Genomic DNA, 24,637 nt, shown 5'->3' on the forward strand with positions numbered 1-24,637 from the left:
CATGCATCCGGATGGCCATCGCCATCCGGCGGTTCAGGGCACCAGGACGGTCGATCCGGTGGTCTTGCGCGACTCCAGCGCGCGATGGGCTTCGGCCGCATCCTCGAGCTGGAACACCTGCTTGGGCTCGCTGACGATGCGCCCGGCGAGCACGTGGTCGAACAGTTCGCGGGCCATGTCCAGCATGTGGGCGCGCGGCTGGATGTAGTGCACCATCGCCGGCCGCGTGACCCAGAGCGAACCCTTGGCGGCCAGCATCTGCGAGTCGATCACCACCGGGCCCGACGATGTGCCGTTGCTGACCAACGAGCCCCGGGGCTGCAGGCAGCCCAGCGACGCCTCGAGCGTGTCCTTGCCCACCGAGTCGTAGACGACCGGCACGCCCTTGCCGCCGGTGATCTCCCTGACGCGCTGGACGATGTTCTCGCGCGAGGTCACGATGGTGTGGGCGCAGCCGTTGGCCTTGGCGAGCTCGGCCTTCTCGTCGGTGCTGACCGTGCCGATCATGGTCACGCCCATGGCACGCGCCCATTGGCAGGCGATCAGGCCCACGCCGCCGGCTGCCGCGTGGTAGAGGATGGTCTCGCCGCCCTGGAGCGGGAACACCTGACGGAACAGGTACTGCGCCGTCATGCCCTTCATCATCAAGGTGGCGGCTGTGCGGTCCGATACGCCGTCGGGCAGCGGGATCAGCACCTCGGCCGGCATCACGCGCACCTGCGAGTACGCGCCCTGCGGTCCGATCAGATAGCCCACGCGGTCGCCGACCCGGATGTCCGTCACGCCCGGGCCCACGGCTTCGACCACGCCCACTGCATCGGAGCCCAGCCCGTTGGGCAACGCAAGCGGATAGCGTCCGGTCCGGAAATAGACGTCGATGAAGTTCAGCGCGATGTAGCTGTGGCGCACTCGTGCCTGGCCGGGGCCGGGATCCCCGACCTCGACGTCTTCGAGCTTCAAAACATCGGGCGTGCCGGTCTCGTAAAAGCGGATGGCCTTGACCATTTCGTGTCTCCTGTTCTTCAGTTGGGGAGCCCGGCGTGCAACATCTGCCCGCGGCGGCCTCGGTGCTCAGTTGAGCTTGATGTCGAAGGTCTTGACGATGTCGGCGTTGCGGTCGTATTCCTCCCGCAGTTCGCTCTGCGCCTGCGCCAGCGAGCGCTCCGGCATCGGCTCGAAGCCGGCACCGATCAGGCGCTCGCGCACCGCTGCGTTCGCCGCGACCTTCTGCAGCGCCGCATGAATCTTCTCGGCCAACGGTGCCGGCATCTGGGACGAGGCGATCACGCCGGTCCAGTTGCTGAAGTTCAGCTGCGGGTAGCCGAGCTCCGCGAGCGTGGGCACGTTCGGAAACTCCGGCAAGCGGGTCTTGGTCGCGACCGCCAGCAGTCGCACCTTCCCGGCAGCGATCAGGCTCCTGGAGGTGACGGCCCCGTCGAACATCAACGGAACCTGGCCGCCCATCAACTGCGCCAGCGCGGGCGCCGACCCCGGGTAGGGCACATGCTGCATGTCCAGTCCCGCCGCCTTGTTCAGGATGGCTCCGGCGTACTGGGATGCCGTTCCCGCGCTGTAGGAGGCATAGGACACCTGGCCGGGATGCGCCTTCACGTAGGCAATGGCTTCCTTCGCGTCCCTGGCAGGGAACTGGGGCGAACAAATGAAGAGCATCGAGGAGAGCGCCATCAGCGAGAGGGGCTTGACATCCTTGAGCGGATCGAAGCCGCCCTTGAGCACGTGCGGCACCTCGGTGAGAACGTTGCTGGCCGTCACCATCAGTGCCTGGCCGTCAGCCGGCTGCGAGAGCAGGTACTTCACTGCGATGGCGCCGCCGGCGCCGGGCTTGTTCTCGACCACCACCGGCTGGCCGATGTCGCGCGAGAGCTGATCGCTCACGATGCGCGCCATCACGTCGATGGTGCCTCCTGGCGGCGCGGGCACGATCATCTTGATCGGCTTGTCGGCAAAAGCGAGCGCCGAAGCCGGCACCACCCCCGCGACGGCGACCGCGGCACACAAGGCGAGGCGGAAGAAGTGCTTCATGGTTTTTTCCCGTGCCGCGCTCAGGCGGCCTTGCGCAGGAAGCCCTGCTGGCCGCCATTGCGATTGGGTGCGAAACCGTTGGCCAGCAGCGTCTCTTCCGCCGTGTCGTAGAACACGCCGATCTTGCAGATCTCGCGCGCCTCCTGCGCGGTCGCGATGGGGCGGCCGAATTCACCAGCAATGCGCACCAGCTGCTCGATCTGCGCCACAGTGCCGATCTTTGCGCTGCGCGACTGGTTCCAGAGGTTGTCTTCGGTGCCGCAGCGCACATGCAGGCCCATGGCGATGCCCATCATGTTGATCGGCAACACGTTGAGCACCGAGCTCTCCACCGTCAACATCGCACCATCGGGCACGGCGCGCACGAAGTTGGCGAGGTTGTAGATGTTCGGCGCGTCCATGCCGCCGCTGATGGCCACCCAGTTCATCACCAGCGGGCCTTTGTAGACGCCGCGGCGCATCAGCCGCTCGACCGACTCGAAGCTGTTGATGTTGTAGCACTGGAATGCACTCTGGATGCCCGCAGCCGACAGGCGACGGATGTGCTCCTCGGCCCAGCCGGGCTGGGCAGGCACGGTCATCTCCTTGTAGGCATTGAAGACGGCCGGATCTTCCATCGAAGTGCCCTGGATGTCCCGGGCGTCGAACTGCTCCAGGATGTTCATCTGCGAGGTGTTGATCGTCACCGTCACCTGGTCGGGCTTGGGGTCCAGCTCCGCCAGCATGTGGCGCGTGTCATCGCTCAGCCACTTGGCGGCGGCGCCATCGGTCTCGGGCGCAAAGCTGATGGAGCCGCCCACTTGAACGATCATCTCCGGCACACGGGCGCGCACGCCGGCGATCAACTCGTTGAACTTGGAAAGTCGCTTGGAACCCTTGCCGTCGAGTTCGCGAACGTGCAGGTGCAGTACCGTTGCGCCGGCCTCGTAGCAGTCCACCGCCTTCTGGATCTGCTCTTCCATCGTCACGGCGATCTCGCCGGGAAAATCGGAGGGCACCCACGAAGGGGCGTAGGGGGCCGCCGTGATGACCAGCGGCTGCTGGTTCTCGGGGAACAGGTGACCGTCGAGGAAGTTCATTGAATGCTCCGGGGAATGTCGTGGGGATGGGGCGACGAGGCGCGGGTCAGGACGTGGGCGTGCCGATGATTCCGGCGCGTTCCATCTTGCGGTGGCAGGGCGGGTAGTCCATCACCGCGTAGTGCTGCGTGGCCCGGTTGTCCCAGATCGCCACGCTGTCGGGCTGCCAACGCCAGCGCACCTGGTACTCGGGAATGGCGGCCTGGCTCTGCAGGTACTGCAGCAGTGAGGACGAGCCCTGAACGAAGTCCTGTCCATAGCGCACGTTGGCCGGCGTATGGAAGTTGGTGAAGTGCGTGGTGAAACTGTTGACGAACAGCACCTTCTCGCCGGTCTCGGGGTGGGTGCGAACCACGGGATGCTCGGCGTCCGGGTACTGGGCCTTGAGCGCCAGCCGCTTCTCGATCGGCATGGCCGCGCCGAATGTCGCCTCGATGCTGTGGCGCGCCCGCAGCGGGGCGATCAGCGTCTTGATGTGCTCGGGCAGCCTTTCGTAGGCCAGCGCCATGTTCGCCCACATGGTATCCCCGCCGACCGGCGGGCACTCGACACAGCGCAGCACGCAGCCCATCGGGGGCACCTCGCGCCAGGTGGCGTCCGTGTGCCAACTGTTCTCGTAGCGATCGTTGGGTGCATCGGGCGTCTTGTAGATGCGCACCAGCCCGGGGTGCTCGGGATCGCTGCCGGCGACGGGGTGGTCTTCCAGTTCTCCGAAGCGGCGAGCAAAGGCCACGTGGTCCTCGCGACTGAATGTCTGATTGCGCAGGAACAGCACCTTGTGGCGCAACAGCGCAGCCTTGATCTCGGAGAACAGTTCGACGCTGCGAACTGCGTCGGCAAGGCTGACGCCATTGAGCTGTGCGCCGATGGCGCACGTCAGCGGTTCGATCTGCATGCTTGTCTCCTTCTTGGTGACTGAACTGTAGGAGTCGCGCTGTATTGGCGCTTTGCAGTTCATGCCATTCGCTTGACATTTGATGCCAGAATCGGCGCACGACTGGAACGCTTCACGATGGCAGCCTTGGTGCGCGCAGCCGCGCTGACGAACTTCTCCGAAGTTGCACAAGAGCTCGGATTCGATCCGGGCGCGGCACTGCGCAGGGCGGGACTGCGCGCAGAGCTGATTCGCCAGCCGGACCAGCTGATCGAAGCGGATCGGGTTGCACGCCTGTTCGAGGATGCGGCCCGCGAGACCGGTTGCGAGTCCTTCGGCCTGCGCATGGCAGCGCGGCGCCAGCTCTCGAACTTCGGCGTCGTCAGTCTGCTGCTCATGCACCAACCCACGCTGCGGCAGGTACTGCTGACGCTGATCGATCACCTGCACCTGCTCAACGAGAGATTGGCGATCGAGGTCGAGGACGTCGGGAACCTGGTCGTGCTGCGCGAGGAGCTGGTTCTTCCGGTCGCCGCGCGCCAATCCATCGAACTGGCGATCGGCGTTCTCTACCGGCTGGGCGAGGGACTTCTTCAGGAGCGCTGGCGACCGACGAGCGTGAGCTTCACGCACCCACCGCCGGCGAACCCGGCGTTTCATCGTCGCTTCTTCAAGTGCCGCATCGAGTTCAATGGCGCCTTCAATGGGCTGGTGTGCCGGGCGGCCGATCTGGATGTGGCCAATTCGGCGGCCGATCCTGTGCTGGCCGAATATGCCAAGAAGATGATTGCGGCGCTGCCCGATGATCGGCAGCGCTCGATTGACCAGGAGGTTCGCAAGGCGATCTACCTGATGCTGCCGACGGGTCGCGCGACATGCAAGTCCGTCGCATCCGGCCTGGGGATCAGCATGCGCACGCTGCAGCGAGAGCTCGACGGATGCGGACTCACCTTCAAGGCCTTGATCAGTGAAGTGAGGCAGGAACTCGCGCGCCGCTATGTCGCCAATACCCACCACAGCCTTGGCGAGGTGGCGGCGATGCTGGGCTACACCACGCACAGCGCATTCACCCGGTGGTTCGGCACCCAGTTCGGCTGTTCGCCGGAAACGTGGCGCACACGGTCGGCGCCTTCGGCAAGCCGTGCCGTCCGCCAGCGCCGTCCGCACGCGGGGCGAGGCGCGGCATAGCGCCTTTGAACGCCGGCAGCTGCAGGCAGTGTCGTGAAAAGCCAAGCGGGCGACGCCAAGCGTCAAGCGGGCCGTGGCGCGAATCCAGAAGATGCAACCGTCCCGCACAACGCGGGCGTCCATCTTTCCACGGAGACCCACATGCACTTTCTCGACGACTCCCTTCTGCCCGAAAACCAGGAACCGCTTGTCATCCAGGCCGCACCCTACGGACCTCAATGGCTTCCGGGCGACTCCGACGACGTTCCCGTCTCGATGGCTGACCAGGTCCAGAAAGCGGTGGATTGCTACAACGCCGGTGCCACCGTGCTGCACGTGCATGTCCGCGAAGCCGACGGCAAGGGATCGAAGCGGCTCTCGATGTTCAACGAAATGCTTGATCGCCTGCGCACCGCCGTTCCGAAGATGGTGTTGCAGGTGGGCGGATCCATTTCCTTTGCGCCGGAGAATGAAGGAGACACCGCGAAGTGGCTCTCCGACGACACGCGCCACGGCCTTGCCGAACTGACGCCCCGGCCCGACCAGGTGACGGTTGCCGTCAACACGAACCAGATGAACACGGCGGAGATGAAGACGCCTTCGGATGTCGAAGGTACTTCGTGGGTAGACCTGAAGAACAGCGCCTACCGGGAGATGGTGATTCCCGCGGGCCCCGCATTCGTGGAGGAGCACATCAGACCGAAGTGAGTCAATGACTCGTCGAGGGTCCGGCGATGTACATCGTCCATATTGAAGGTCGGCCGGTTAAGCCCGACGATCGCGGCCATGGTGCGCCTGCGCCAATCGTTGGCGATGGCATGCCAATCGGCTTGCGAAGCCTGTTGTTGGTGAGCGACCCGACGGAGAGCTTGCACGACACCGCTGTGCCAATCGAGCACAGTTCCACCGGTGTCGAAGGTGATGGCGCGAAGTTTCATATTGCCTCGGTGTCCTTGAAGGTTCGCACGGCCGCCGCGATCTTGCTGGTTGGATCCGTAGGCGGGCGGCGCTGTCGAGTTTCTTACTAATAGACCGAGCCAGGCACCGGCCACGTGGGTCGATTGCATTCAACGGGCGGCGCTGAGCCGCGGATGCGTCTCCTCGCCCAACAGGTGTAGCGCGAGGCCCGACAGCCCCATCGCCACGGCCACGAACCAGAACGCGCTCTCGATGTGGCCACCCAGCGCCGCGGCGCCGCCGAGCGCCAGGGCACCGATGCCGTAGCCGAGGTCCCGCCAGAAACGGTAGATACCGATCGCCGAGGCGCGCCAGTTCGGTTGCGCGATGTCGGCAACTGCGGCACTCAGGTTCGGGTAGAGCATCGCCATACCCAGGCCCGCGACGGCGGCCGAGAGGCTCCACCAAGCCGAGCCCGTACCCATCGGCAGCAAGGCCACGCCCACGCCGCAGATCCACATGCCCCAGGTGTTGAGCCGATGGCGTCCGACGCGGTCCGAGAGGCGGCCGGTGATGAGTTGCGCGCCGCCCCAGGTGAAACCGTAGACGCCGACGATCCAGCCGATGCCGGGCAGGCTCACGCCGTGCTGGTGCAGGTAGACCGGCCAGAACACCCAGACCAGCGCGTCGACGAACTTCTCGACCAGGCCGGCCTGGCAGAGCGCGGCCATGCGGCGGTCGCGCCAGCTCATCAGCGCGAATATCTCGCCGGTGGACGGCTGCGCGCTCAGCGTGATCGGATGGCGCGGGCGCAGGTCCTGCGTGGCTTGTCCTGCGGCGTGGCGCCGGGCCTCGGCATGGGCCCAGGGCAGCGTCTCGGCGACTGCCGCCCACGCCAGCAGCGTCGCAAGCCCGATGACGATGACACCGAACCACAGCAGTCCTGCGCGCGGCCCGGCCAGCGCGGCGGCGTAGCCGGTGATCACCGCGGCGAGTGCGACGCCGACATAGCCGGAGAATTCGTTGAGCCCGATGACCAGACCGCGCTGGTCCGCGCGGGTGATGTCGAGCTTGGCCGTCTGTGTCATCGACCAGGTGAGCCCCTGATTCACGCCCAGCAGCAACGTGGCCAGGACGATCCAGCTCCACGAACTCGCGAAGTAGATCAGCGCCGGGATGGGCAGCGCGACCAGCCAGCCGAGGAGCAGCACCCGGCGGCGGCCGATGCGCTCGGCCAGGCGGCCCGCGACGAAGTTGAGCGCGCCCTTGACGAAGCCGAAGGCCACCACGAAAGCCGCCAGCAGCATGAAGGACCCTCGAGGTACGCCGAATTCGCTTTCGGCCAGCGCCGGCACGACATTGCGCATCATGCCGAGGGTCATGCCCACGAACAGCACCTGCAGCAACTGCTGCAGGACCTGTCCCAAATTGGCGCGAATGCCGTATTCCATGGCGCGCGTGGCTCAAGCGCGAACGAGCTCGGGCAGCGCGCCGCGCAGGTTGGCCTCGATGATGTGCGCCATCTCCTGCGGCTGCGGCGCGATGTCACGCGTCAACGCTGCAACGAACTCCTCGCGCGGCATCGACAGCATGGGATTGCAGCGCTTTTCGAAGCCAAGGGTCGACGCCGGCTTGCCCGACAAGCCCACGCCGCAGGCGCTGCCGGCCTGATGGCCCGGGTAGATCTCGAGGTCGCCAGGCAACGCGAGCAGCTTGCGGTGCAAGGAATCGTGCAGCTGTGCCGCCATCTCTCGCTCCCGGCCCGCCAGATCGGGGCGGCCGACCGCACCGACGAACAGCGTATCGCCGGTGATGACGAACCAGGGCTCGTCGCCCCGGCGCAGGTCACGCACCAGCAGGCAGACGCTATCGGGCGTATGGCCCGGCGTGTGCAGCACGTCGACGAGCACGTTGCCCGCGTCGAGCCGTTGCCCATCGGTCAGCGGCGTGAAGTCGAAGCTCACCCGCCCCAGGTTGCTCTCGTGCAGCCAGTAGGCGGCGCCGGCGCGACGTGCCAGCGCGAAGCCGCCGGAGTAGTGGTCGGCATGAACATGGGTGTCGATGACGTGAGCGATCGCCGCGCCCGCTTTCCCGGCCTCGGCGAGGAACCAGTCCTCATCGCCCGCGACGACGTCCACCGCAATGCCCAGGCCGCGCCCCGAGCAACCGAAGAAGTACGAGAGCGTCGCGCCGTCAGTGGCTCGCTGCTTGAAGAACATCGTTGTCTCCCGGCTCAATTCGTTTGGACGCTAGACCTCGACCGGCAACCCGTGCGCGCGCCACTCCGCGACGCCGTCTCTGAGGCGGAACGCGTTGTAGCCCTTCTTGCGCAGCAGCTCCACTGCGTCTCGCGCCATCAGGCAGAACGGGCCTCGGCAATAGGCAACCACGGGGGTGTCCTTCGGCAGTTCGGCGAGCTTCTTCTTGAGTTCGTTCAACGGCAGCGAACGCGCGTGGGGCAAGTGGCCGCTGGCGAACTCATCCGCCGGCCGGACATCGAGAACCACCACCTCACCGGTCTTGGCCCTCCTCAGGATGTCGCGCCGGTCGACGCCTTCGAGGTCATCGCCATGCTCGACGAGGGCCGCCAATGCGGCTTGCAACTCGACCAGCCGTGCCTCGGCCTCGCCGCGAAGCGCCACCCACAGGTCGGCTACCCCCGGGTCCGCCAGCCGGTACAGCACATACTTTCCGTCCTTGCGGGTCTCGACCAACTTCGATTGCCTCAGTTCCTTGAGGTGCGCGCTGGCCAGCTTCACGCTGATCTGCGCCTGTGCCGCAAGCGTCTCGACCGCCTTCTCCCTCTGGCACAGAAGCTCGATGAGTTCCAGGCGCTTGGGACTCGACAGGGCCTTGCCCAGGCGGGCGACCTGCTCGTACAGATGGTCTTTCAACTCTCTCATTGACTATATTCCAACAATCGTTAGATTGATTGTAGATAGAACTCTGCGTCGCATCCAGCGTTGACGCTGGCACGTATATACGGCTGTCTGCCCGGTGCGCGCCTGACGCGTCACCGGCAGCGACTTGTTGTTGTCCATGCTGAAAGGAGGCACATCATGATGATTGCGCGCTGGCATATCGACGCCCGCTTCGGGCACAAGCAGACCGTCATCGACGCCCTGAAAACGTGGTGTGGCGATATCGGGGAACAGGTCGGCTGGAGCGCCGACAAGCTGCGCCTCACGACCGGTTCGATCGGGGCTTTGGAGTCCACCATCGAGCTGGAAGTCAGCGTTCAAGACCTTGCCGAGTTGAACGATTCGTGGACCAAGCTGGGCGCCATTGAAGCCCACAAGCAGTGGAGCAAGGATATGGAGCCCCATGTTGTCTCGGCAACGCCGCGCTGGGAGATCCTGAGGGTGGTGTGACGCTGCCTGTTCAATGCTTGCGCGTGGCCCAGAAATCGAGGCCCGCGGGAGGCCGCAGCCGATCGTTGCCCGCTATGGCTCTTCCTGCAGCGCGGCGATCAATGGGCAAGACACCCTGGCACGGCTCGCGCAGCAGTCGTCAATCAAGGTGGCCAGGACCGACTCGATGCGATGCAGGTCCGCCAGCTTGGCACGCACATCGGCGAGTTTTTGCTCCGCGAGTTGGCGCGCCTCGTCGCAATGCGCGGCATCGTCCAGGGTGAGCAATCCGGCGATCTCGTCGAGGCTGAAGCCCAGGCGCTGGGCAGACTTGACGAATCCGACCCGCGCCACATCGGCCTTGCCGTAGCGCCGTATGCTGCCGTATGGCTTCTCTGGTTCCGGCAGCAGTCCGGAGCTGCTGGCGCGCATCCGTCATATCTGGGAAGCGGCACGCATCCAGGCGGCACGTTCGGTGAGCACGGCGCATGTGTGCGCGAACTGGCTGATCGGCCGGCAGATCGTGGAGGCGCGGCGCCAGGCGCGCGGGCTACGGTCAGGCGCTGCTGAAGAGCTTGTCGGCACAACTGAGCAGCGAGTACGGGAGCGGATTTTCGGTCAGCGCGCTGCAGTACATGCGCGGATTTTACCTGGCCTACCCCGATCTACTGGCGAATCGACACGCGCTGCGTGTCGATTTCGACCCGCAGACCATCGACGCCCTTGTGATTCAACACGCGGCGCGTGTTGAATCCGGCGCCCATACCCATACCGATGCCGATGGCGCGTGGCGGGCCGGCACCTTGCATCCCGGGTTGTCGTGGACGCACTACCGCCTGCTCGTCAAGGTGGCGCGGCCCGAGGTGCGCAATTTCTACGAGATCGAGGCCATCCGCAACGGGTGGTCGGCGCGCCAGCTGGAGCGGCAGATCGCCTCGCTGCTGTTCGAACGCCTGCTCAAGAGCCGCGACAGGCAGGGCGTGCTGACACTGGCTAATGAAGGCCAGTTGCCGGCGCACCCAAAGGATGCGATCAAGGATCCTTACGTACTGGAGTTTCTGGACCTGCCGGCATCGCATCGGCTGGTCGAGTCGCAGGTCGAGGAGGCCTTGCTCAACCAGTTGCAGGCCTTCTTGCTGGAGCTGGGCGGCGGCTTTGCCTTCGTGGGCCGACAGCGACGGCTGACGCTGGACGGCGATCACTTCTACCCCGACTTGGTCTTCTACCACGTCAAGCTCAAGTGCTACGTGGTTATCGATCTCAAGGTGGGCAAGCTCACCCACGGGGATCTGGGCCAGATGCTGCTGTATGTGAACTACTACGACCGCGAGGTCGCGTCCAAGGACGACAACCCGACCATCGGCTTGATCCTGTGCAGCGAGAAAAACGACGCCGTCGCGCGCTACGTGCTGGCCGACAAGAACGAACAGGTCTTCGCCAGCCGATACCAGTTTGTGCTGCCGAGTGTCGATCAACTGCGCGCCGAGATGCAGCGCGAACTGGAGCACCTCGGGCAGACCGTTCCCGACGAAGAACTCGCGACCAAGCCCACAAAGCGGCGGAAAAGCACGGGCAAGATCAAAGGGAGAAAACAATGAACTTGTGTGGGACGCCGAGGTGTTTGCGGTCACACTGATGGATGCAGTTGTGGATGACGATGCGGTTGTCCCGCTTTGCGGCTTGCGCGGCGTCCAGCAAATCGCGCTCGACGCCTCGCGGCTCTCCGTTGCGACCATCGCGGCGTTGGCAGGCATCACGGGGTTGCAGTCGCTTGTGCTCTCGGGACGAGCGTTAACCGAGGGTCAGCGTAGCGAGCTCAGTCGATCTGGCCCGGAGATTCTCGAGGTCGACGAGGCGGCCACAACTATACGTCCAACTCGAAGGCAGAATTTGGCATGCAATCGAAGCAGCTTCTCGAGCAGAACATCGAGTTCGGCAACGCCGGCGATATGGACACCCAAGAGACCGGCTGTTTATCGGATTCAGCGACTGGACCAAGGGGGCATCAAGCCACCTCCGCCACGTGCCTGCTGACGAACCTGCTGCTGGGCTATGCGTCAAGTGGTTCTCTCATCCGGCAGGCAATCCAAACGGCGAATTCAAGCCGCTGAGCGACGGGAGGACGATGTCAGTCTTGGTGAGCCCGACCAGCGAATTCAGGATTGAGTTCTCGGTAGCCGCCGACTTCGCGTCGCAGGATGTTATGGCGCACACCCTGCGCCGCCATGGTGACTTTGTCATTTGGGGCCCAGGCCTCTTCCATCGCGCCTTTGGAGTCCAGCCGGCATGCATACTCACCGTCCGCTGGTCTCCGCAGCGATAGACGGCAGCCGGCCAGCAGCGGACATCAGCCGGAGCCCGCGCAGCTTTAGCGTAGGCGGCGTGTCACCCCAACTTGACGTCAGCCCATAGGGTGCGGAAAAGTCACTCCAGTTGACCTTTCGTTTCACCAACTAGTTCAGTTCGATCTTCGCGTCGCGGATCACCTTGTCCCACACGGCGATTTCCTTGTGCACGGCGGCGGCGAGCTGGGCCGAGTTGGCCAAGGCGATGTCTACGCCCTGTTCATCAAACCGCTTCGCCAAGCCCTTGTCGGTTGAGGCCTTGGCCATGGCGATGTAGAGCTGCTCGATGAGCGGTGCCGGTGTGCCGACGGGCACAAAGATTCCGTTCCAGCTGCTGTACTGGAAACCGGGCACTGTCCTGGCAATCAGTGGCAGATTTTTCAAGGGCGTGGCGCCGCTGGGGGCGGTAATGCCCAAGGCGCGTATAGCGCCTTTCTCGATCATGCCGGTGAACGAAGGCATGGTGCCGAACATCCCTTGCACCTGGCCTGAAACGAGATCAGTCATGGCCTGGGCCGCGCCCTTGTAGGGCACGTGGGTGATGCTGATGCCGGCCGCGCGGGCGAACAGTTCGGTTCCCAGGTGGGCAAGGCCGCCCACGCCCGCCGAGCCGAAGTTCAGAGTGCCAGGGTGCGCCTTTGCATAGGCCACGAGTTCACCCACCGTGTGCACCGGCAGCTTGGCGCTGACCACCAGCACGTGCGGCGCAGTGGCGACCATCCCGACGGGCGTCAATTGGCTGAGGATGTCCACGCGGTTCTTGGCCAATAAAGGCTGCGCGGTGATATTGCCCGACGCACAGAAGAACGTGGTGTACCCATCGGCGGGCGAGCGTGCCACCGTGTTGAGGGCGGGCACGCCAGCGCCTCCGCCCATGTTTTCCACCACGAAGGACTGGCCGAGCGTGGCCGTCATGGCCTGGGCAAGGTCGCGGCCCAGCACGTCGGTGGCGCCACCCGCGGCAAACGGGATGACCATGCGGATCGGCCGGTTCGGGTAGGCCCCCTGTGCCCGCGCACCAAACGCTGCGAGGGCTGCAGCCGAAGTGAGGAAGGTGCGACGTGGCAGGTTGCGAGTCATGGCAAAGGTCCTTGGTGGTTGAAAGGTGCCGCATCATGTAGAGGGGCTCCGCATCCGACAATGCGTTTCGTATGGCGTAACAGATCGGCAAGCTTGCTACCATAGCCCGCAGCGTGGAGATCGATATGCCAAGCAAGAAAACCCAGGAAGTACCTGTGCGCACGGCGGCCCTGCTCAAGCAATTGCTGCTGGACAAACCCGTGTCCGTGCCCGGGCAGGAGACGGTGAAGGCAGTGGTGCGGGCGATGTCCATCCTCACGGCCTTCGATGGGGACGAGGTGTACTTGCCGCTGAACGAGCTGGCGCGCCGCACCGGCATGCACAAGCCTACAACGCTGCGGCTCGCGCGCAGCCTGGCTACCGCACGCTTCCTGGTGTGGCGCGAGGACGGGGCCTGGCGCCTGGGCCCGGCAGCAGGCTGGATAGGTTCGCGCTACCAGGCGCAGTTCGATCTGGATTCGGCGATAGAGCCGATGCTGCGACAGCTGAGTGCGCTCACGGGAGAGACGGCCTCCTTCTTCATTTTCGAGGGCAACCTGCGCAGTTGCCTGATGCGCTGCGAGGGGCCGAAGGGAATACAGCACCACATCCGCACCGGCGAGGTTTTTCCGCTGGACCGAGGCTCAGCGGGCCGGGTGATCCTTGCGGCACTGGGGGAACCGGGGGACCTGTACGAGGGCATACGCCGCCAGGGCTTCCACCTGACGCGGGGGGAGGGACGCTCCAGCATCGCCAGCGTGTCGGTGGCAGTGCGGGGGCGGCACGGGGCAGTGCTGGGCTCTGTCAGCAGCTCGGGCCCAATGGAGCGTATGACGGCGCCACGCCTGCGGCGCTACGCGGCTCCGACCCTTATGGCCGCGCGAATGCTGGGAGAGGCGCTGGGCGCCATGCCGGCGACCGCGCTTCGGGCTTCCTGGCACCCCTGAGCGGAGCCTTCCCACACCCCGGCCTGCGTTTCGCTAGACGTAACGGATTGAGGTGCGGGCGCGGCGGGTTGTCCAATGCGAGCCATGAACTCACCAAGACAGCAGTCTGGGCCCGCCCCCAATGCCCGGCGCCACTTGCCGGCCAGCCTGCGGCCCATCCTCAGCCTGGGCGATCTGGAGCCTGCGGCCCGAAGCCGCCTGCCGCGCCCGGTGTTCGGCTACCTCTCGGGCGGGGTAGAGGACAACGTGAGTCTGGATGCCAACCTGGCCGCCTTCCGCCGCTGGATGTTCCGCACCAACGTGCTGGTGAACGTGTCGGACCGGCAGCAGCGCACCCGGTTGATGGGTATGGAATACCAAGCGCCTTTCGGCATCGCGCCCATGGGGCTGTGCGCGCTGTTTGCCTTCAATGGAGACGTGGTCATGGCGGAGGCTGCGGAGGCTGCCGGCATACCGTATGTGTTGAGCGGCGCGTCGCTGACGCGCATGGAGGAGGTGGCGCAAGCGGCGCCCACATGCGGCTGGTTCCAGGCCTACATACCGGGCGATCCGGCGCATATCGAGGGCCTGCTCGAGCGGGTGAAGGCCGCGGGCTTCGAGACTCTGGTAGTGACAGTGGATACCGCCACGCTGGCCAATCGCGAGAACAATGTGCGCGTGGGTTTCTCCACCCCCCTGCGGCCCAGCGTGCGCCTGGCGTGGGACGGGCTGACGCGCCCACGCTGGCTGTTAGGCACGCTGGCGAAGACACTGCTTCAGCGGGGCATGCCGCACTTCGAGAACGCCAGCGCGCAGCGGGGTGTGCCCATCATCTCCAGCGGCGTGGTGCGGCAGTTCGGCCTGCGCGACCACCTCTCGTGGGAGCACCTGGCGCTGATACGCAGGTCTTGGCCCGGCAAGCTGGTGGTGAAGGGCCTGAGCGCGGCCGACGATGTGCGGCGCGCTGAGCAGGCCGGGGCTGATGGGGTGATTCTTTCCAACCACGGCGGCCGCCAGCTGGACGGAACTATGCCGCCCCTGCTGGCCCTGCCCGAGGCGGCCCGCGCCAAAGGCGGCATGGCGCTGATGCTGGACAGCGGTGTGCGCCGCGGCACCGATGTGCTGAAGGCCCTTGCGCTGGGGGCAGATCACGTGTTCGTGGGCCGCCCCATGGCCTATGCCGCGGCGCTGGCGGGCCGCGCCGGGGTGGCCCATGCCATCACGCTGCTGCGCGACGAGGTGCACCGTGACATGGCACTGCTGGGCGTGAACCGTCTAAACGACCTGGGGCCCGCACGACTGGTGCAGGTATAGGTTCTTCTTTCCTTTCTCGTCTTCTGCTTTATACAAAAGAACCGACATGACCACGCTCCCCGACATCGTCCGCGAAATCACTCGCGTCGCTCCCGACGTAGTAGCACGGGCCGCGACTTTCCAGGCCGCTATTTTGGCCGACGTAGCGGGCCGCCGCGGGACGCTGCATGGCCGCGTGGCGGCAGTGGACGCACGCATGTCCTGCGCCGGTCCCGCGGTTACGGTAGAGGTGCGCCCGGGCGACAACCTGGCCATCCATGCCGCCATGGCGCTAGCCCGGCCGGGCGATGTCCTGGTGGTGGACGGCAAGGGCGACCAGACAGCCGCGCTCATGGGAATGCTGATGCTGAGCGTCTGCAAGAAGATTGGCCTGACCGGCGTCGTGGTGGACGGCGCCATACGTGACCGGCTGGAATTGCTGGAGCTGGGTATGCCAGTTAAGCTTGGCCTTGACCAACGTCGCCAGCATTGATTGCCGACCACACACGTCGGCTCGATGCGTCGACCAGTTGGAGCCGCGGAACCTGCGCCCAACGACGGACGCCCACCGCGCGCTGGATTGCGTGCCGCCGTACCGCTAGGATTGGTCGACAGCCGTTATCGGCCATCAGCTGCCGCTGGTGACGGGCGGCAATACGGCGTATCAGCTAGGCGCGACTGTCCAAGAAGTCTTCGAGATCTACCGCGATTGTGACGGTCGCCGCACGAACGCGGTGGTTGTGCGCACGCGACGGAAGCCACCCCATCTTGCGCATGCACGACTCACAGGCATCGAGCTCTTCTTCCACCTCGTGTTCGTGTTCGCGGCGACGCAGCTGTCGCACACCCTGCTCGCGCACCTGGGCTGGTTGTACCGGCATCGAGACGACGCTGCTCTTCCTCGCCCCCATGGTTGATCTGGACGTACATTACTTGACACGGCTCGCTCCGTCACGACGTTCGACCGCTGACGCCAACCGCGAGCGTGGCCGGAGCTGATTTTCAACAACCGATGAGGTTCCTACTCGAACACCGCTCCATGGTCTCGATCGCTTCCTGACATGCCGACGACGATGCGGGCGGGCGCAAGACGCCGGGTCGACCTCCTTCGCCGTGCGCTCCGCTGGGGTGCCGTGATCGGCGCGGTGGTCGGGAGCACGAGCGGCTACGGGTTCTCCGACGCGCCGCTCTTCGGCGCAAGCTTCGGTGCCTTGGCGGGCGCCACCCACGGCGTGCTGCTGGCCGGCGCGATTTTCGGCGCCGAAATCTTCCTTCCGCCGACGCGGCTCGGTCACACGCTCGAACGGGCGCCGTTCCTCGTCAGCTTCGCGATGAAGTTGCTTGTCTATGGCGCCGTCATCGTGCTCGTTATCGGAGCCAGACCAGGCTGGCAGCTCGCCGGCGCCATCGCTGCCATATTGCCCAACCCCGAGCTCGCAGCGGCGATCTCCGTGAAGATCGCGACTCCGAGGGCGCCATCGGTTGCGCTTGCGTTCCTGATCCTAGGTGCCGGCATTTTTTTGCTGCAAATGGGCCGCCTGGTCGGCGAGCAGACCTTGCGCGACATCGTGTTGGGCCGCTACCACCGCCCGCGCACGGAGGAGCGGTTCTTCCTGTTCGTCGACATCGTCGGCTCGACGCCGCTCGCCGAGCGGATTGGCCCCGACGCGGTCCATCGCTTTCTCGGCGAGGTCTTCCGGCTCGCCTCAGACCTGATCGATGACCACCTAGGCGAGGTCTATCAATACGTCGGCGACGAGATCGTGATCACCTGGGCGGTGGCCGAAGGGCGCGAGGGCGCTCGACCGGTCGCCTGCTACTTCGCGATCGAACAGGCGCTCGCGCGGGCTGCGCCGGAGTTCGAGCGCGAGTTCGGCGCGGTGCCGCGGCTTCGCGCTGCGCTGCATGGCGGCCCGGTCATCACCGGCGAAGTGGGAGGCAGTCGGCGCGCGATCGTGTACCACGGTGACGTGGTGAACACCACGTCACGCATCGAACAGGCGACGCGAGACCTCGAGCGCCAGTTCCTGGTCTCGGGCGACGCGCTGGAGCGGCTCGAGGATCTCGAGGGCTGCGCGCTCGAGGACCTCGGCCTCCAGCAACTGCGTGGCCGCGCCGCCGCGATGCAGGTCTACGCGGTCAGGGCCAAGGCCTCAACGAACAGCCAATAGAGGATTTAACTGGAACCGGGGCTGTCGATCTAAGGCCTGCAGCCGATGACCTTCGGGCTCGCCGATACCGGGCGTGTTAGGCCGCACCAGAGACCAGTAGAACTCAATCATGGATCCAAAGCTGCCGATTCGCAGTCTCGACTACACCGTGATCTTTGCTCGCCTGCCAGCGATGCGGGAGTTCTACAGCACCGTGCTTGGCTTTCCTGTGCACAGGCTAAATCTCAGCATAGATCTCCAAGACATTGCCGTCAGGATCTCGGAAGAACAGTGTTCGATGGCCCCATGGTTGGTCAGTGGGACCCGAGATGATATTGACACCACGCTCCGCGAGGGTACTTGCACAGGTCGCGACCTCGCTTGGCGTAACACGAAACGCAAGCTGCAGTGACAGCACACCAAAATGTCGTCAGTCCAGTGACCGCTTCGCGGCGATCGGACCCACATCTTGAACAGCCGCTTTGGGCCCACTGCTGCCTTACGGGTTGTCGCGATGGACGTCCGCAATGCAGGCGAAGCGGTCTTAGATTGTGGATTCGTCCAACTGGCCGCAGTTGAGGTCATACCCTGCGGTGACCACGACCACGACCACGACCACGACCACGACCACGACCACGACCACGACCACGACCAAGATGCGATCACACTCCAATCGCGGCGTTCCAGAACGCGTTGGCGGCCTTCCCCAAAAGCTCGCTGTCGCGATAGAGCCTTATTTCCAAGGGAACTTCCCAGTCGTTGCTCGCCGCGGCGACAAGCCGACCCTGGTCAATATCGTCCTCCACCAGCGTCTGCGGCAACCACGCGATCCCCCTACCGTCTAGCACCATCGTTCTGAGGACAGAGGCGAGATGAGCCGTGAAGACGGCCTGCGCAGGAACTGACTCCAGCCTGCGACCGATCACGGCGCGCATGATGCGTCCCAGCCCTGATTCCTCGGTGTACTGGAGCACAGGTACTGCAGGTCCGCCTTGACGCGCGAGCTGATAACGCGCGTTACCTTCCTCGTCCGGCGCCGACACCGCGATCAGCAGATCCTCACCGATCCGGGCCGACCTGTACGGCTCTGCATCCAGCGCCCCTTGCGCCTTGCTGTGCGCGTGGCTCAACACAAACTGAACCTTGCTTTGCAGCATCAGTGCTTCGCAACGCTGAAGCACGTCGGACATCAGTTGCACCGGCCCGAGCGTCGTATTCGATTCGAGGCTTCGCAACCATCGCGGCAGAAAAGTAAAAGAGAGCGCATGCGTGGACGCGATGCGCAAGGTGACCGAACTGGCCTCGGCGACCTTCTTGGCGTCACCCGGCACCCGCGCGACCCTGGCGATCAATTCCTGTGCCACGCCGGTGAACCATTCGCCGACTTCGGTCAGCTTGGCGGGTTGCGAACTCCTGTCGAAAAGCTCGGCGCCGATCCACTCCTCCAGGGCACGAATGCGCCGGCTAAACGCGGGTTGGGAGCTGTGGCGGTCCTCCGCAGCGCGCGAAAAATTTCCCGTGGCAGCCAGGGCCACAAAGTCTTCAAGCCAGATCAGATTCATGTGCGGTTCGTCCGGTGCATAGAAGCAGCGAAAAAGAGCATTGGCCCAAAAAGCCCGTGCGGCGGACCATACAGGCTCTCAATCAAACACCCCCCGGAGCCAACCATGAAGATCGTCGAAATCCGCGAGAAAACCATCCCCATCAGCTCGCCCATCCGCAACGCCTACATCGACTTTAGCAAGATGACGCTGAGTCTTGTCGCGGTGATCACTGACGTGATCCGCGACGGCAAGCCGGTCGTCGGCTACGGTTTCAATTCGAACGGTCGCTATGGCCAGGGCAAGCTGATGCGCGAGCGGTTCATCCCGCGCATCCTCGAAGCGGATCCGACTTCGCTCGTCGACGACACGGGCGACAACCTCGACCCGCACAAGATCTGGAACACGATGTTCACCAACGAGAAGCCGGGCGGCCATGGTGAACGCTCCGTGGCGATCGGCACGATCGACATGGCGGTGTGGGACGCCGTGGCCAAGATCGAAGGCAAGCCCCTCTTCCAGTTGCTGGCGGACCGCTACGGAGACGGAAAGCCGAACCGCAAGATCTTCGTCTACGCGGCGGGCGGCTACTACTACCCTGGGCAGGACCACAGGAAGCTCCAGGACGAGATGCGCAGCTACATCGACCGCGGCTACACGGTCGTCAAGAAAAAGATCGGCGGCGCCTCGCTCGACGAAGACCTTCGCCGCATCGATTCGATCATGGAAGTGCTGCAGGACGGCCAGAAGCTCTGCGTCGACGCGAACGGGCGCTTCGACCTTGAAACCGCCATCGCCTACGCCAAGGCGCTTTCGCAATACGACCTGTTCTGGTACGAGGAGCCGGGCGACCCGCTGGACTTCGAACTCCAGGCGGCACTGCGAAACTTCTACAAGAACCCGATGGCCACGGGCGAAGACCTGTTCTCGATGCAGGACGCGCGCAACCTCATCCGCTACGGCGGCATGCGCCCCGACCGCGACTGGCTGCAGTTCGACTGCGCGCTGAGCTACGGCCTGGTGGAGTACCTGCGCACGCTCGAGATGCTCAAGGAGCACGGCTGGTCGGCCAGTCGCTGCATCCCCCACGGCGGGCACCAGATGTCGCTGAACATCGCCGCTGGGCTCGGACTGGGCGGCAACGAGTCCTACCCCGACCTGTTCCAACCGTTCGGCGGATTCCCGGATGGCGTGAAGGTAGAGAACAGCTATGTGACGCTGCCTGACCTGCCTGGCATCGGCTTCGAAGGCAAGGCCGATCTGTATCGCGAGATGCAGGCGCTGTCGGCCTGACGCCCGCAAACCCAAGGAGACAAGATCATGATCAATCTTTGGCGCTGCGGCGCCGGCCTCGCCGTGCTCGGATTCGCTTCGTTGGCGTGCGCAGAGTTTCCCGATAAGCCCGTCACGCTGGTCGTGCCTTTTGCCGCCGGCGGCCCGAGCGACAAGATCGCCCGGGACCTGGCCGAGGCGCTTCGCAAGCCTCTCGGCCAGACCGTCATCGTCGACAACGCCGCCGGCGCGGGCGGCACGATCGGCTCGGCCAAGGTTGCCCGTGCCACGCCGGACGGCTACACGCTGCTGGTGCATCACATCGGCATGGCAACCGCACCGGCCCTGTACCGCAAGCTCAGCTACAAGGTGCCGGAGGATTTCGAAACCCTGGGTCTTATCAACGAAGCGCCCTCGGTGCTGATAGGCAAGCCGAGCCTCGCTGCCGGCAACTTCGCTGAGTTGCGCCAGTGGATCGCGTCGAATGGCGGCAAGGTGAACCTCGCCAACGCGGGGCTCGGTTCCGCATCGCACCTGTGCGGCCTGATGTTCCAAAGCGCGCTGAAGACGAGCATGACGCCCGTGCCCTACAAAGGGACCGCGCCGGCGATGACGGACCTCATCGGCGGCCAGGTCGATGTGATGTGCGAACAGGCGACCAACGCGGTGCCGCAGATCGAGGGCAAGAAGGTCAAGGTCTACGGCGTCACCAGCTTGCAGCGGCTACCGCTCGCGGCGCTGAAGGACACGCCGACCTTGTCTGAAGCCGGACTGAAAGACTTCAACGTCCAAGTCTGGCACGGCTTGTACGCACCGCGTGGCACGCCTCCCGCAGTGCTCGCCAAGCTCAACGCCGCACTGCGCACCGCGTTGAAAGATCCTGATCTGATCAAGCGGGAGGAGGCGCTCGGCCTCACAGTCGTCAATGACGACCGACTCGACCCTGCCGGCCACAAGAAATACCTTGAAGCCGAAAAAGCGCGGTGGTCGAAGGTGATCAAGGACGCTGGCGAATACGCCGACTGATGTGACGAGGGCAGCGGGCCGATAGAGCCCGCGCTTTCCATTTGACGACACGGCAGGTCGGACGGACCTGCCAAGCCGACGGCCCCCACCGAGGCATCCAAGTGGCGCAGCGCGCTCCATTCCTTCCTGATTCGAAATATTCAGCATCGGTGGACCTGTCGTGGATGGCACACGCCACAAACAAGGAAACGACATGACACCAAAAAAGGAAGAGTTCGCTGCGTGAGATGTCACCTTCCAAGGTACAGCAGACGTCGCTCGGTGACCGAGCGCAGTGACAAAATCTCCGAAGCGGTCGTTCGCGCCTTGCGATGCCGGCAGGCATGGAGGGCCGACCCTGTGTCTGCTGTTCAAAGGATCGAACTGGCGCTGCTTTCAAAGCTGGACCGCCACACGAGGAGCCATATGCCGGGTGACACGAGCGGGGTCGGTGGCGAACGGCCGACGCGGTTACAGGTCCGACTTCTTGGTGCAGTCGAGATCATCCTGGACGGCCGGCGTCTTCGCGCCTTCAACTCTCTTCGCTTGCAACGGTTTCTGGGGTTGATCGCGTTACGCAGAGACGCGCAGCAGCGCTCACGACTCGCGTTCGAGCTCTGGCCAGACTCCGACGAACGTCAGGCGCGCACCAACCTCAGAAAGCTGCTGCACGACTTCCGTCATTCCCTTCCCGACATCGGTAAGTTCGTCGAGATCGACAACGAGACTGTGCGGTGGATTCCGAGTGGACCGGGCGAGGTCGACGTGCTGAGGTTCCAGGATGCCATGGCGGCCGGTGATTTCGAGCTCGCCGCGCGCCTCTATTCGGGCGATCTCCTTCCGGCTTGTTATGACGACTGGGTCCTGGATGAGCGAGCGAAACTTCGAGCGCAGGCGTATGGGGCCCTCGTGCGGCTGACAGAAGAGGCTGCCAGGCGCGACGACCACAACGCCGCGATCAGGCATGCCCAACGCATCATCGACCTGGAGCCGACCGACGAAGCGGCCGTTCGAATTCAGATGGAAGCACATCTCGCGCTCGGCGATAGAGCCGCGGCGCTGCGCTCCTACCATCGGTACGCGGAGGTGCTCGAGCGCGATCTCGCGGTGGCACCGGGCGAGGCGATCGGGGCCATGGTCCGAGCGCTGCGGGCTGGCACACTCAACCGTGACGAAGTGCAGGGCAAGGACCTACCCGTCGCCGAATCGCCTTTCGTCGGCCGCGACCTCGAGTGGAACCAGCTCTACGAGGCATGGAACACCGCGCGGCAGGGTCGCGCACATCTCTTGTTGGTGACCGGGGAACCGGGGATCGGAAAGTCCCGTCTCGCACTGGAACTCGGCCGCCGAGTTCGAGCAGAGGGACACGTGGTGGCATCGGCTCGTGCGTACGAGGCTGCGGGCAGACTGCCGTGGGGTCCCGTCGTCGACCTGCTCCGATCGGATGCTCTGCGAAGCGACATCGACACGCTCGACACGGTTTGGAGTGCCGAGCTCGCTCGTCTCCTGCCCGAGCTCCGCGACGTTTCGGAGCCCTCTGAACGGAGCCCGTCGGGCGACCCGGCTCAGCGCCATCGGTTGTTCGATGCCGTGACCCGAGCCATCGTCGTCGGCGACCGCCCGCGCCTGCTGATCATCGACGATCTGCAGTGGTGTGACGCCGAGACCATCGAGTTGATCGGTTTCATCATCCGTTCCCGACAGACGGCACCGGTCCTCATCGTCGGTTCTGTCCGCTCGGAGGAGATCCCACAGCATCATCCCCTCGTTGGACTCGTCGACGCGTTGGGCCACGACCAGGCAGTGACGACAGTGCCACTCGACCGACTCGACGAAGCGACCACGGCGACGCTCGCTGCCCGGCTGCGCGCCGAGGACACGATCGATCCGAAGCTGGCGGCACGACTGTGGAGCGAGACCGAAGGCAATCCACTCTTTGTCATCGAGGCTCTTCGGGCCGGGATCTCCTCTGATGGAAGTCAAGCCGTGCTCACACAGACGATGCGGGCGGTGCTGCGCGCCCGGCTGGGCCAACTCACTGACGGCGCTCGGCGACTGGCCGAAGTGGCGGCCGTCATCGGCCGGCCCTTCTCGGTCGGCCTGATGGTCTCGACCACTGGCATCGATGAGCGCGATCTCATCGATCACGTCGACGAACTCTGGCGTCGACGGATCATCCGCGATCAGGGGCTCACGTACGATTTCAGTCACGACAAGCTTCGTGCGGTCGCGCTGGAGATGCTCAGCCCGGCTCGTCGACGCCAACTCCACCGGGCTGTCGCCGAGGCGATTGCGGTCGAGCCCCACGGCGACATCGACGCGGCCAGCCCGCAGCTCGCCGCACACTACGACCAGGCCGGCATGGTGGATGCGGCCATCGATGCCTACCGCGTGGCGGGGCGCCGAGCGGTGGCCGTGTCGGCCCTCGAAGAAGCGGTCACCATGTTTCAGCGAGCGCTCGCACTGCTCGCCGACCTGCCACCGTCACCCGACCGCGACGCGCTCGAGCTCGATATCCGGATCGCCCTCGGATCCCCGCTTGTTGCCCTCGACGGCTACGGCTCCAAGGGTGCGCACCAACTCTACGAGCGAGCCCTTTCGCTATGCCGCAAGCTTCACAGACCCGTGGCGCCGCCGATCCTGCGTGGTCTCGGCCTCGCCCGGCTGCAGGGCTGCCGCTTCGACGATTGCGATGAACTCGCCCGGGCCCTTCTCGAGCATGAGAGTCATGATCCGATCGCCAGGACAGAGGGCCGATATCTCCTCGGCGTGAGCGCGTTCTGGCGGGGCGATCTGGCCGGAGCCCGCCACCATCTCGATGGCGCTATCGAAGCCTATGACGTGTCCCGTCGCGACGAGCATCTGGCGTTGTACGCCCAGGACCCGAAGGCGGTTTGCCTGGTACGGCTGGCCCTCGTCGAGCTGTGGGCCGGAGATGCCGACAGGGCCGGCCACACAGCTCGATCTGCACTTGAGATCGCGGTGGATCTCGATCATCTGATGACGTTGGCGTACGTCATCACTTACGCGGCGATCCTCGCGGCCGAATCCGAAGATCTCTCCCGCCTCGCCGAGCTGCTCGCGGAGGCCGACCTTCTGTGGAAGCGTCTTTCGGAGCGCTACCTCATGGTCGTCCTGGAGGCGCTTCGGGGCTGGCTGGACGTGTGCGAGGGATCGGCTGAGGGCATCGAGAAGATCGTGCGGTCGGCGGCGCGCTCGCGTGCCGAAGGGGAGACCCTCCACCTGACCTACACACTCCTTCTCCTCGCCCGCGCTCGCGGCATGCTCGGCGAGTTCCACCAGGGACGAGCCGCCACACGCGAGGCGCTCATGTGGTCACACCGCTGCAACCAGCGCTATCTCGAGGCCGAGCTGTGGCGAGTCGACGGTGAGCTGGCTTATCGCAGCGGAGAAACCGAAACCGCCGCCGCTTCTCTGCGCCGTGCCATCGAGATCGCCAGCGCTCAAGGGGCGGGCTGGCTGGAGCTTCGGGCGCTGCACTCCTTGGCCAGTCGATTTCCCGATCAGGCGCTGCGGGAGCAGCTCGCGGACCTCGTTGAGACCATTCCATCGGGCCACGATCTCCCGGCGTTCCGGGCAGCCACCAGTCTTCTGCGCGAGTCCGGTTGAGTTCTA

Annotated in this window: 23 protein-coding genes and 2 pseudogenes; 13 read left to right on the forward strand and 12 right to left on the reverse strand. The window is 64.9% G+C overall.

All coding sequences use genetic code 11. The annotated features are described in order from the left end of the window. Positions 1-33 precede the first annotated feature (33 nt). The 4 genes from ACSQ89_RS30600 to ACSQ89_RS30615 form a co-directional block, all read right to left on the reverse strand. A complete protein-coding gene (locus ACSQ89_RS30600; RefSeq protein WP_093111857.1) occupies positions 34-1,005 on the reverse strand; it encodes a quinone oxidoreductase family protein in 972 nt (323 codons plus the stop codon). 66 nt (positions 1,006-1,071) lie between these two features. Further along, positions 1,072-2,043 (reverse strand): Bug family tripartite tricarboxylate transporter substrate binding protein, encoded by a 972-nt coding sequence (locus tag ACSQ89_RS30605; protein ID WP_436296775.1) that lies wholly within the window; start codon positions 2,041-2,043, stop codon positions 1,072-1,074. A 20-nt stretch (positions 2,044-2,063) separates the two neighbouring features. Continuing rightward, positions 2,064-3,122 (reverse strand): 3-keto-5-aminohexanoate cleavage protein, encoded by a 1,059-nt coding sequence (locus tag ACSQ89_RS30610; protein ID WP_436296776.1) that lies wholly within the window; start codon positions 3,120-3,122, stop codon positions 2,064-2,066. Positions 3,123-3,168: 46 nt separating this feature from the next. Further along, complete coding sequence (locus tag ACSQ89_RS30615; RefSeq protein ID WP_436293132.1) at positions 3,169-4,017, reverse strand: TauD/TfdA dioxygenase family protein; 849 nt, start codon at positions 4,015-4,017, stop codon at positions 3,169-3,171. Positions 4,018-4,134: 117 nt separating this feature from the next. Here ACSQ89_RS30615 and ACSQ89_RS30620 point away from each other — a divergent pair, with 117 nt between their 5' ends. The 3 genes and pseudogenes from ACSQ89_RS30620 to ACSQ89_RS30630 all read left to right on the forward strand — a co-directional run bounded on the left by ACSQ89_RS30620 (position 4,135) and on the right by ACSQ89_RS30630 (position 6,191). After that, positions 4,135-5,184: an AraC family transcriptional regulator gene (locus ACSQ89_RS30620; protein ID WP_436293131.1), complete on the forward strand. Its 1,050-nt coding sequence runs from the start codon at positions 4,135-4,137 to the stop codon at positions 5,182-5,184. Between the two features lie 141 nt (positions 5,185-5,325). After that, positions 5,326-5,862, forward strand: a pseudogene (locus ACSQ89_RS30625) (3-keto-5-aminohexanoate cleavage protein); the annotation flags it as partial. Positions 5,863-5,897: 35 nt separating this feature from the next. Beyond that, positions 5,898-6,191: a hypothetical protein gene (locus ACSQ89_RS30630; protein WP_436293130.1), complete on the forward strand. Its 294-nt coding sequence runs from the start codon at positions 5,898-5,900 to the stop codon at positions 6,189-6,191. 39 nt (positions 6,192-6,230) lie between these two features. On the opposite strand, the gene ACSQ89_RS30635 is transcribed toward ACSQ89_RS30630, so the two are convergent. Genes ACSQ89_RS30635 through ACSQ89_RS30645 form a run of 3 tightly spaced genes read right to left on the reverse strand, consistent with a single transcriptional unit; the run spans position 6,231 to position 8,963 of the window. After that, the gene (locus ACSQ89_RS30635) at positions 6,231-7,511 is read right to left on the reverse strand and encodes an MFS transporter (protein WP_436293129.1); all 1,281 of its coding nucleotides are present in this window, start codon (positions 7,509-7,511) and stop codon (positions 6,231-6,233) included. A gap of 12 nt (positions 7,512-7,523) precedes the next feature. Beyond that, positions 7,524-8,279, reverse strand: a complete 756-nt coding sequence (locus tag ACSQ89_RS30640) for an MBL fold metallo-hydrolase (RefSeq protein WP_436293128.1) — start codon at positions 8,277-8,279, stop codon at positions 7,524-7,526. A gap of 30 nt (positions 8,280-8,309) precedes the next feature. After that, positions 8,310-8,963 carry an ArsR/SmtB family transcription factor gene (locus ACSQ89_RS30645; protein ID WP_436293127.1) on the reverse strand — a complete coding sequence of 218 codons (654 nt, stop codon included), beginning with the start codon at positions 8,961-8,963 and terminating at the stop codon, positions 8,310-8,312. Positions 8,964-9,119: 156 nt separating this feature from the next. Between ACSQ89_RS30645 and ACSQ89_RS30650 the strand changes: the two genes are divergently transcribed. Then, positions 9,120-9,431: a hypothetical protein gene (locus tag ACSQ89_RS30650; RefSeq protein ID WP_436293126.1), complete on the forward strand. Its 312-nt coding sequence runs from the start codon at positions 9,120-9,122 to the stop codon at positions 9,429-9,431. Between the two features lie 72 nt (positions 9,432-9,503). On the opposite strand, the gene ACSQ89_RS30655 is transcribed toward ACSQ89_RS30650, so the two are convergent. Then, on the reverse strand, positions 9,504-9,842 hold the full coding sequence (locus ACSQ89_RS30655) for a MerR family DNA-binding protein (protein ID WP_436293125.1): 339 nt from the start codon (positions 9,840-9,842) through the stop codon (positions 9,504-9,506). Between the two features lie 143 nt (positions 9,843-9,985). Here ACSQ89_RS30655 and ACSQ89_RS30660 point away from each other — a divergent pair, with 143 nt between their 5' ends. Further along, positions 9,986-11,008 (forward strand): PDDEXK nuclease domain-containing protein, encoded by a 1,023-nt coding sequence (locus tag ACSQ89_RS30660; protein WP_436296777.1) that lies wholly within the window; start codon positions 9,986-9,988, stop codon positions 11,006-11,008. Positions 11,009-11,305: 297 nt separating this feature from the next. Next, positions 11,306-11,521 carry a hypothetical protein gene (locus tag ACSQ89_RS30665; protein ID WP_436296778.1) on the forward strand — a complete coding sequence of 72 codons (216 nt, stop codon included), beginning with the start codon at positions 11,306-11,308 and terminating at the stop codon, positions 11,519-11,521. 342 nt (positions 11,522-11,863) lie between these two features. On the opposite strand, the gene ACSQ89_RS30670 is transcribed toward ACSQ89_RS30665, so the two are convergent. Beyond that, on the reverse strand, positions 11,864-12,835 hold the full coding sequence (locus tag ACSQ89_RS30670; protein ID WP_436293122.1) for a Bug family tripartite tricarboxylate transporter substrate binding protein: 972 nt from the start codon (positions 12,833-12,835) through the stop codon (positions 11,864-11,866). A gap of 125 nt (positions 12,836-12,960) precedes the next feature. Between ACSQ89_RS30670 and ACSQ89_RS30675 the strand changes: the two genes are divergently transcribed. The 4 genes and pseudogenes from ACSQ89_RS30675 to ACSQ89_RS30690 all read left to right on the forward strand — a co-directional run bounded on the left by ACSQ89_RS30675 (position 12,961) and on the right by ACSQ89_RS30690 (position 17,204). After that, complete coding sequence (locus ACSQ89_RS30675; protein ID WP_436293121.1) at positions 12,961-13,761, forward strand: IclR family transcriptional regulator; 801 nt, start codon at positions 12,961-12,963, stop codon at positions 13,759-13,761. An 84-nt stretch (positions 13,762-13,845) separates the two neighbouring features. Continuing rightward, positions 13,846-15,054: an alpha-hydroxy acid oxidase gene (locus ACSQ89_RS30680; protein ID WP_436293120.1), complete on the forward strand. Its 1,209-nt coding sequence runs from the start codon at positions 13,846-13,848 to the stop codon at positions 15,052-15,054. A 46-nt stretch (positions 15,055-15,100) separates the two neighbouring features. Then, positions 15,101-15,493 (forward strand): annotated as a pseudogene (locus ACSQ89_RS30685) (RraA family protein); the annotation flags it as partial. Positions 15,494-16,094: 601 nt separating this feature from the next. Beyond that, entirely contained in the window at positions 16,095-17,204 is a 1,110-nt protein-coding gene (locus ACSQ89_RS30690; protein WP_436293119.1) for an adenylate/guanylate cyclase domain-containing protein, read from the forward strand. Between the two features lie 217 nt (positions 17,205-17,421). On the opposite strand, the gene ACSQ89_RS30695 is transcribed toward ACSQ89_RS30690, so the two are convergent. From ACSQ89_RS30695 to ACSQ89_RS30705, 3 genes are all read right to left on the reverse strand, one after another. Further along, entirely contained in the window at positions 17,422-17,601 is a 180-nt protein-coding gene (locus ACSQ89_RS30695; RefSeq protein ID WP_436293118.1) for a VOC family protein, read from the reverse strand. A 126-nt stretch (positions 17,602-17,727) separates the two neighbouring features. Next, on the reverse strand, positions 17,728-17,856 hold the full coding sequence (locus ACSQ89_RS30700) for a hypothetical protein (protein ID WP_436293117.1): 129 nt from the start codon (positions 17,854-17,856) through the stop codon (positions 17,728-17,730). Continuing rightward, entirely contained in the window at positions 17,846-18,745 is a 900-nt protein-coding gene (locus tag ACSQ89_RS30705; RefSeq protein ID WP_436296779.1) for a LysR family transcriptional regulator, read from the reverse strand. Before ACSQ89_RS30705 ends, ACSQ89_RS30700 begins: the two co-directional genes overlap by 11 nt. 105 nt (positions 18,746-18,850) lie before the next feature. Here ACSQ89_RS30705 and ACSQ89_RS30710 point away from each other — a divergent pair, with 105 nt between their 5' ends. From ACSQ89_RS30710 to ACSQ89_RS30720, 3 genes are all read left to right on the forward strand, one after another. Then, positions 18,851-20,017 carry a mandelate racemase/muconate lactonizing enzyme family protein gene (locus ACSQ89_RS30710; protein WP_436296780.1) on the forward strand — a complete coding sequence of 389 codons (1,167 nt, stop codon included), beginning with the start codon at positions 18,851-18,853 and terminating at the stop codon, positions 20,015-20,017. Positions 20,018-20,044: 27 nt separating this feature from the next. Continuing rightward, a complete protein-coding gene (locus tag ACSQ89_RS30715) occupies positions 20,045-21,022 on the forward strand; it encodes a tripartite tricarboxylate transporter substrate-binding protein (protein WP_436296781.1) in 978 nt (325 codons plus the stop codon). Positions 21,023-21,283: 261 nt separating this feature from the next. Further along, a complete protein-coding gene (locus tag ACSQ89_RS30720) occupies positions 21,284-24,631 on the forward strand; it encodes an ATP-binding protein (RefSeq protein ID WP_436296782.1) in 3,348 nt (1,115 codons plus the stop codon). Positions 24,632-24,637 lie beyond the last annotated feature (6 nt).

This window comes from Variovorax sp. LjRoot175 (genome assembly GCF_964253805.1).
Classification (GTDB): Bacteria; Pseudomonadota; Gammaproteobacteria; order Burkholderiales; family Burkholderiaceae_C; genus Variovorax.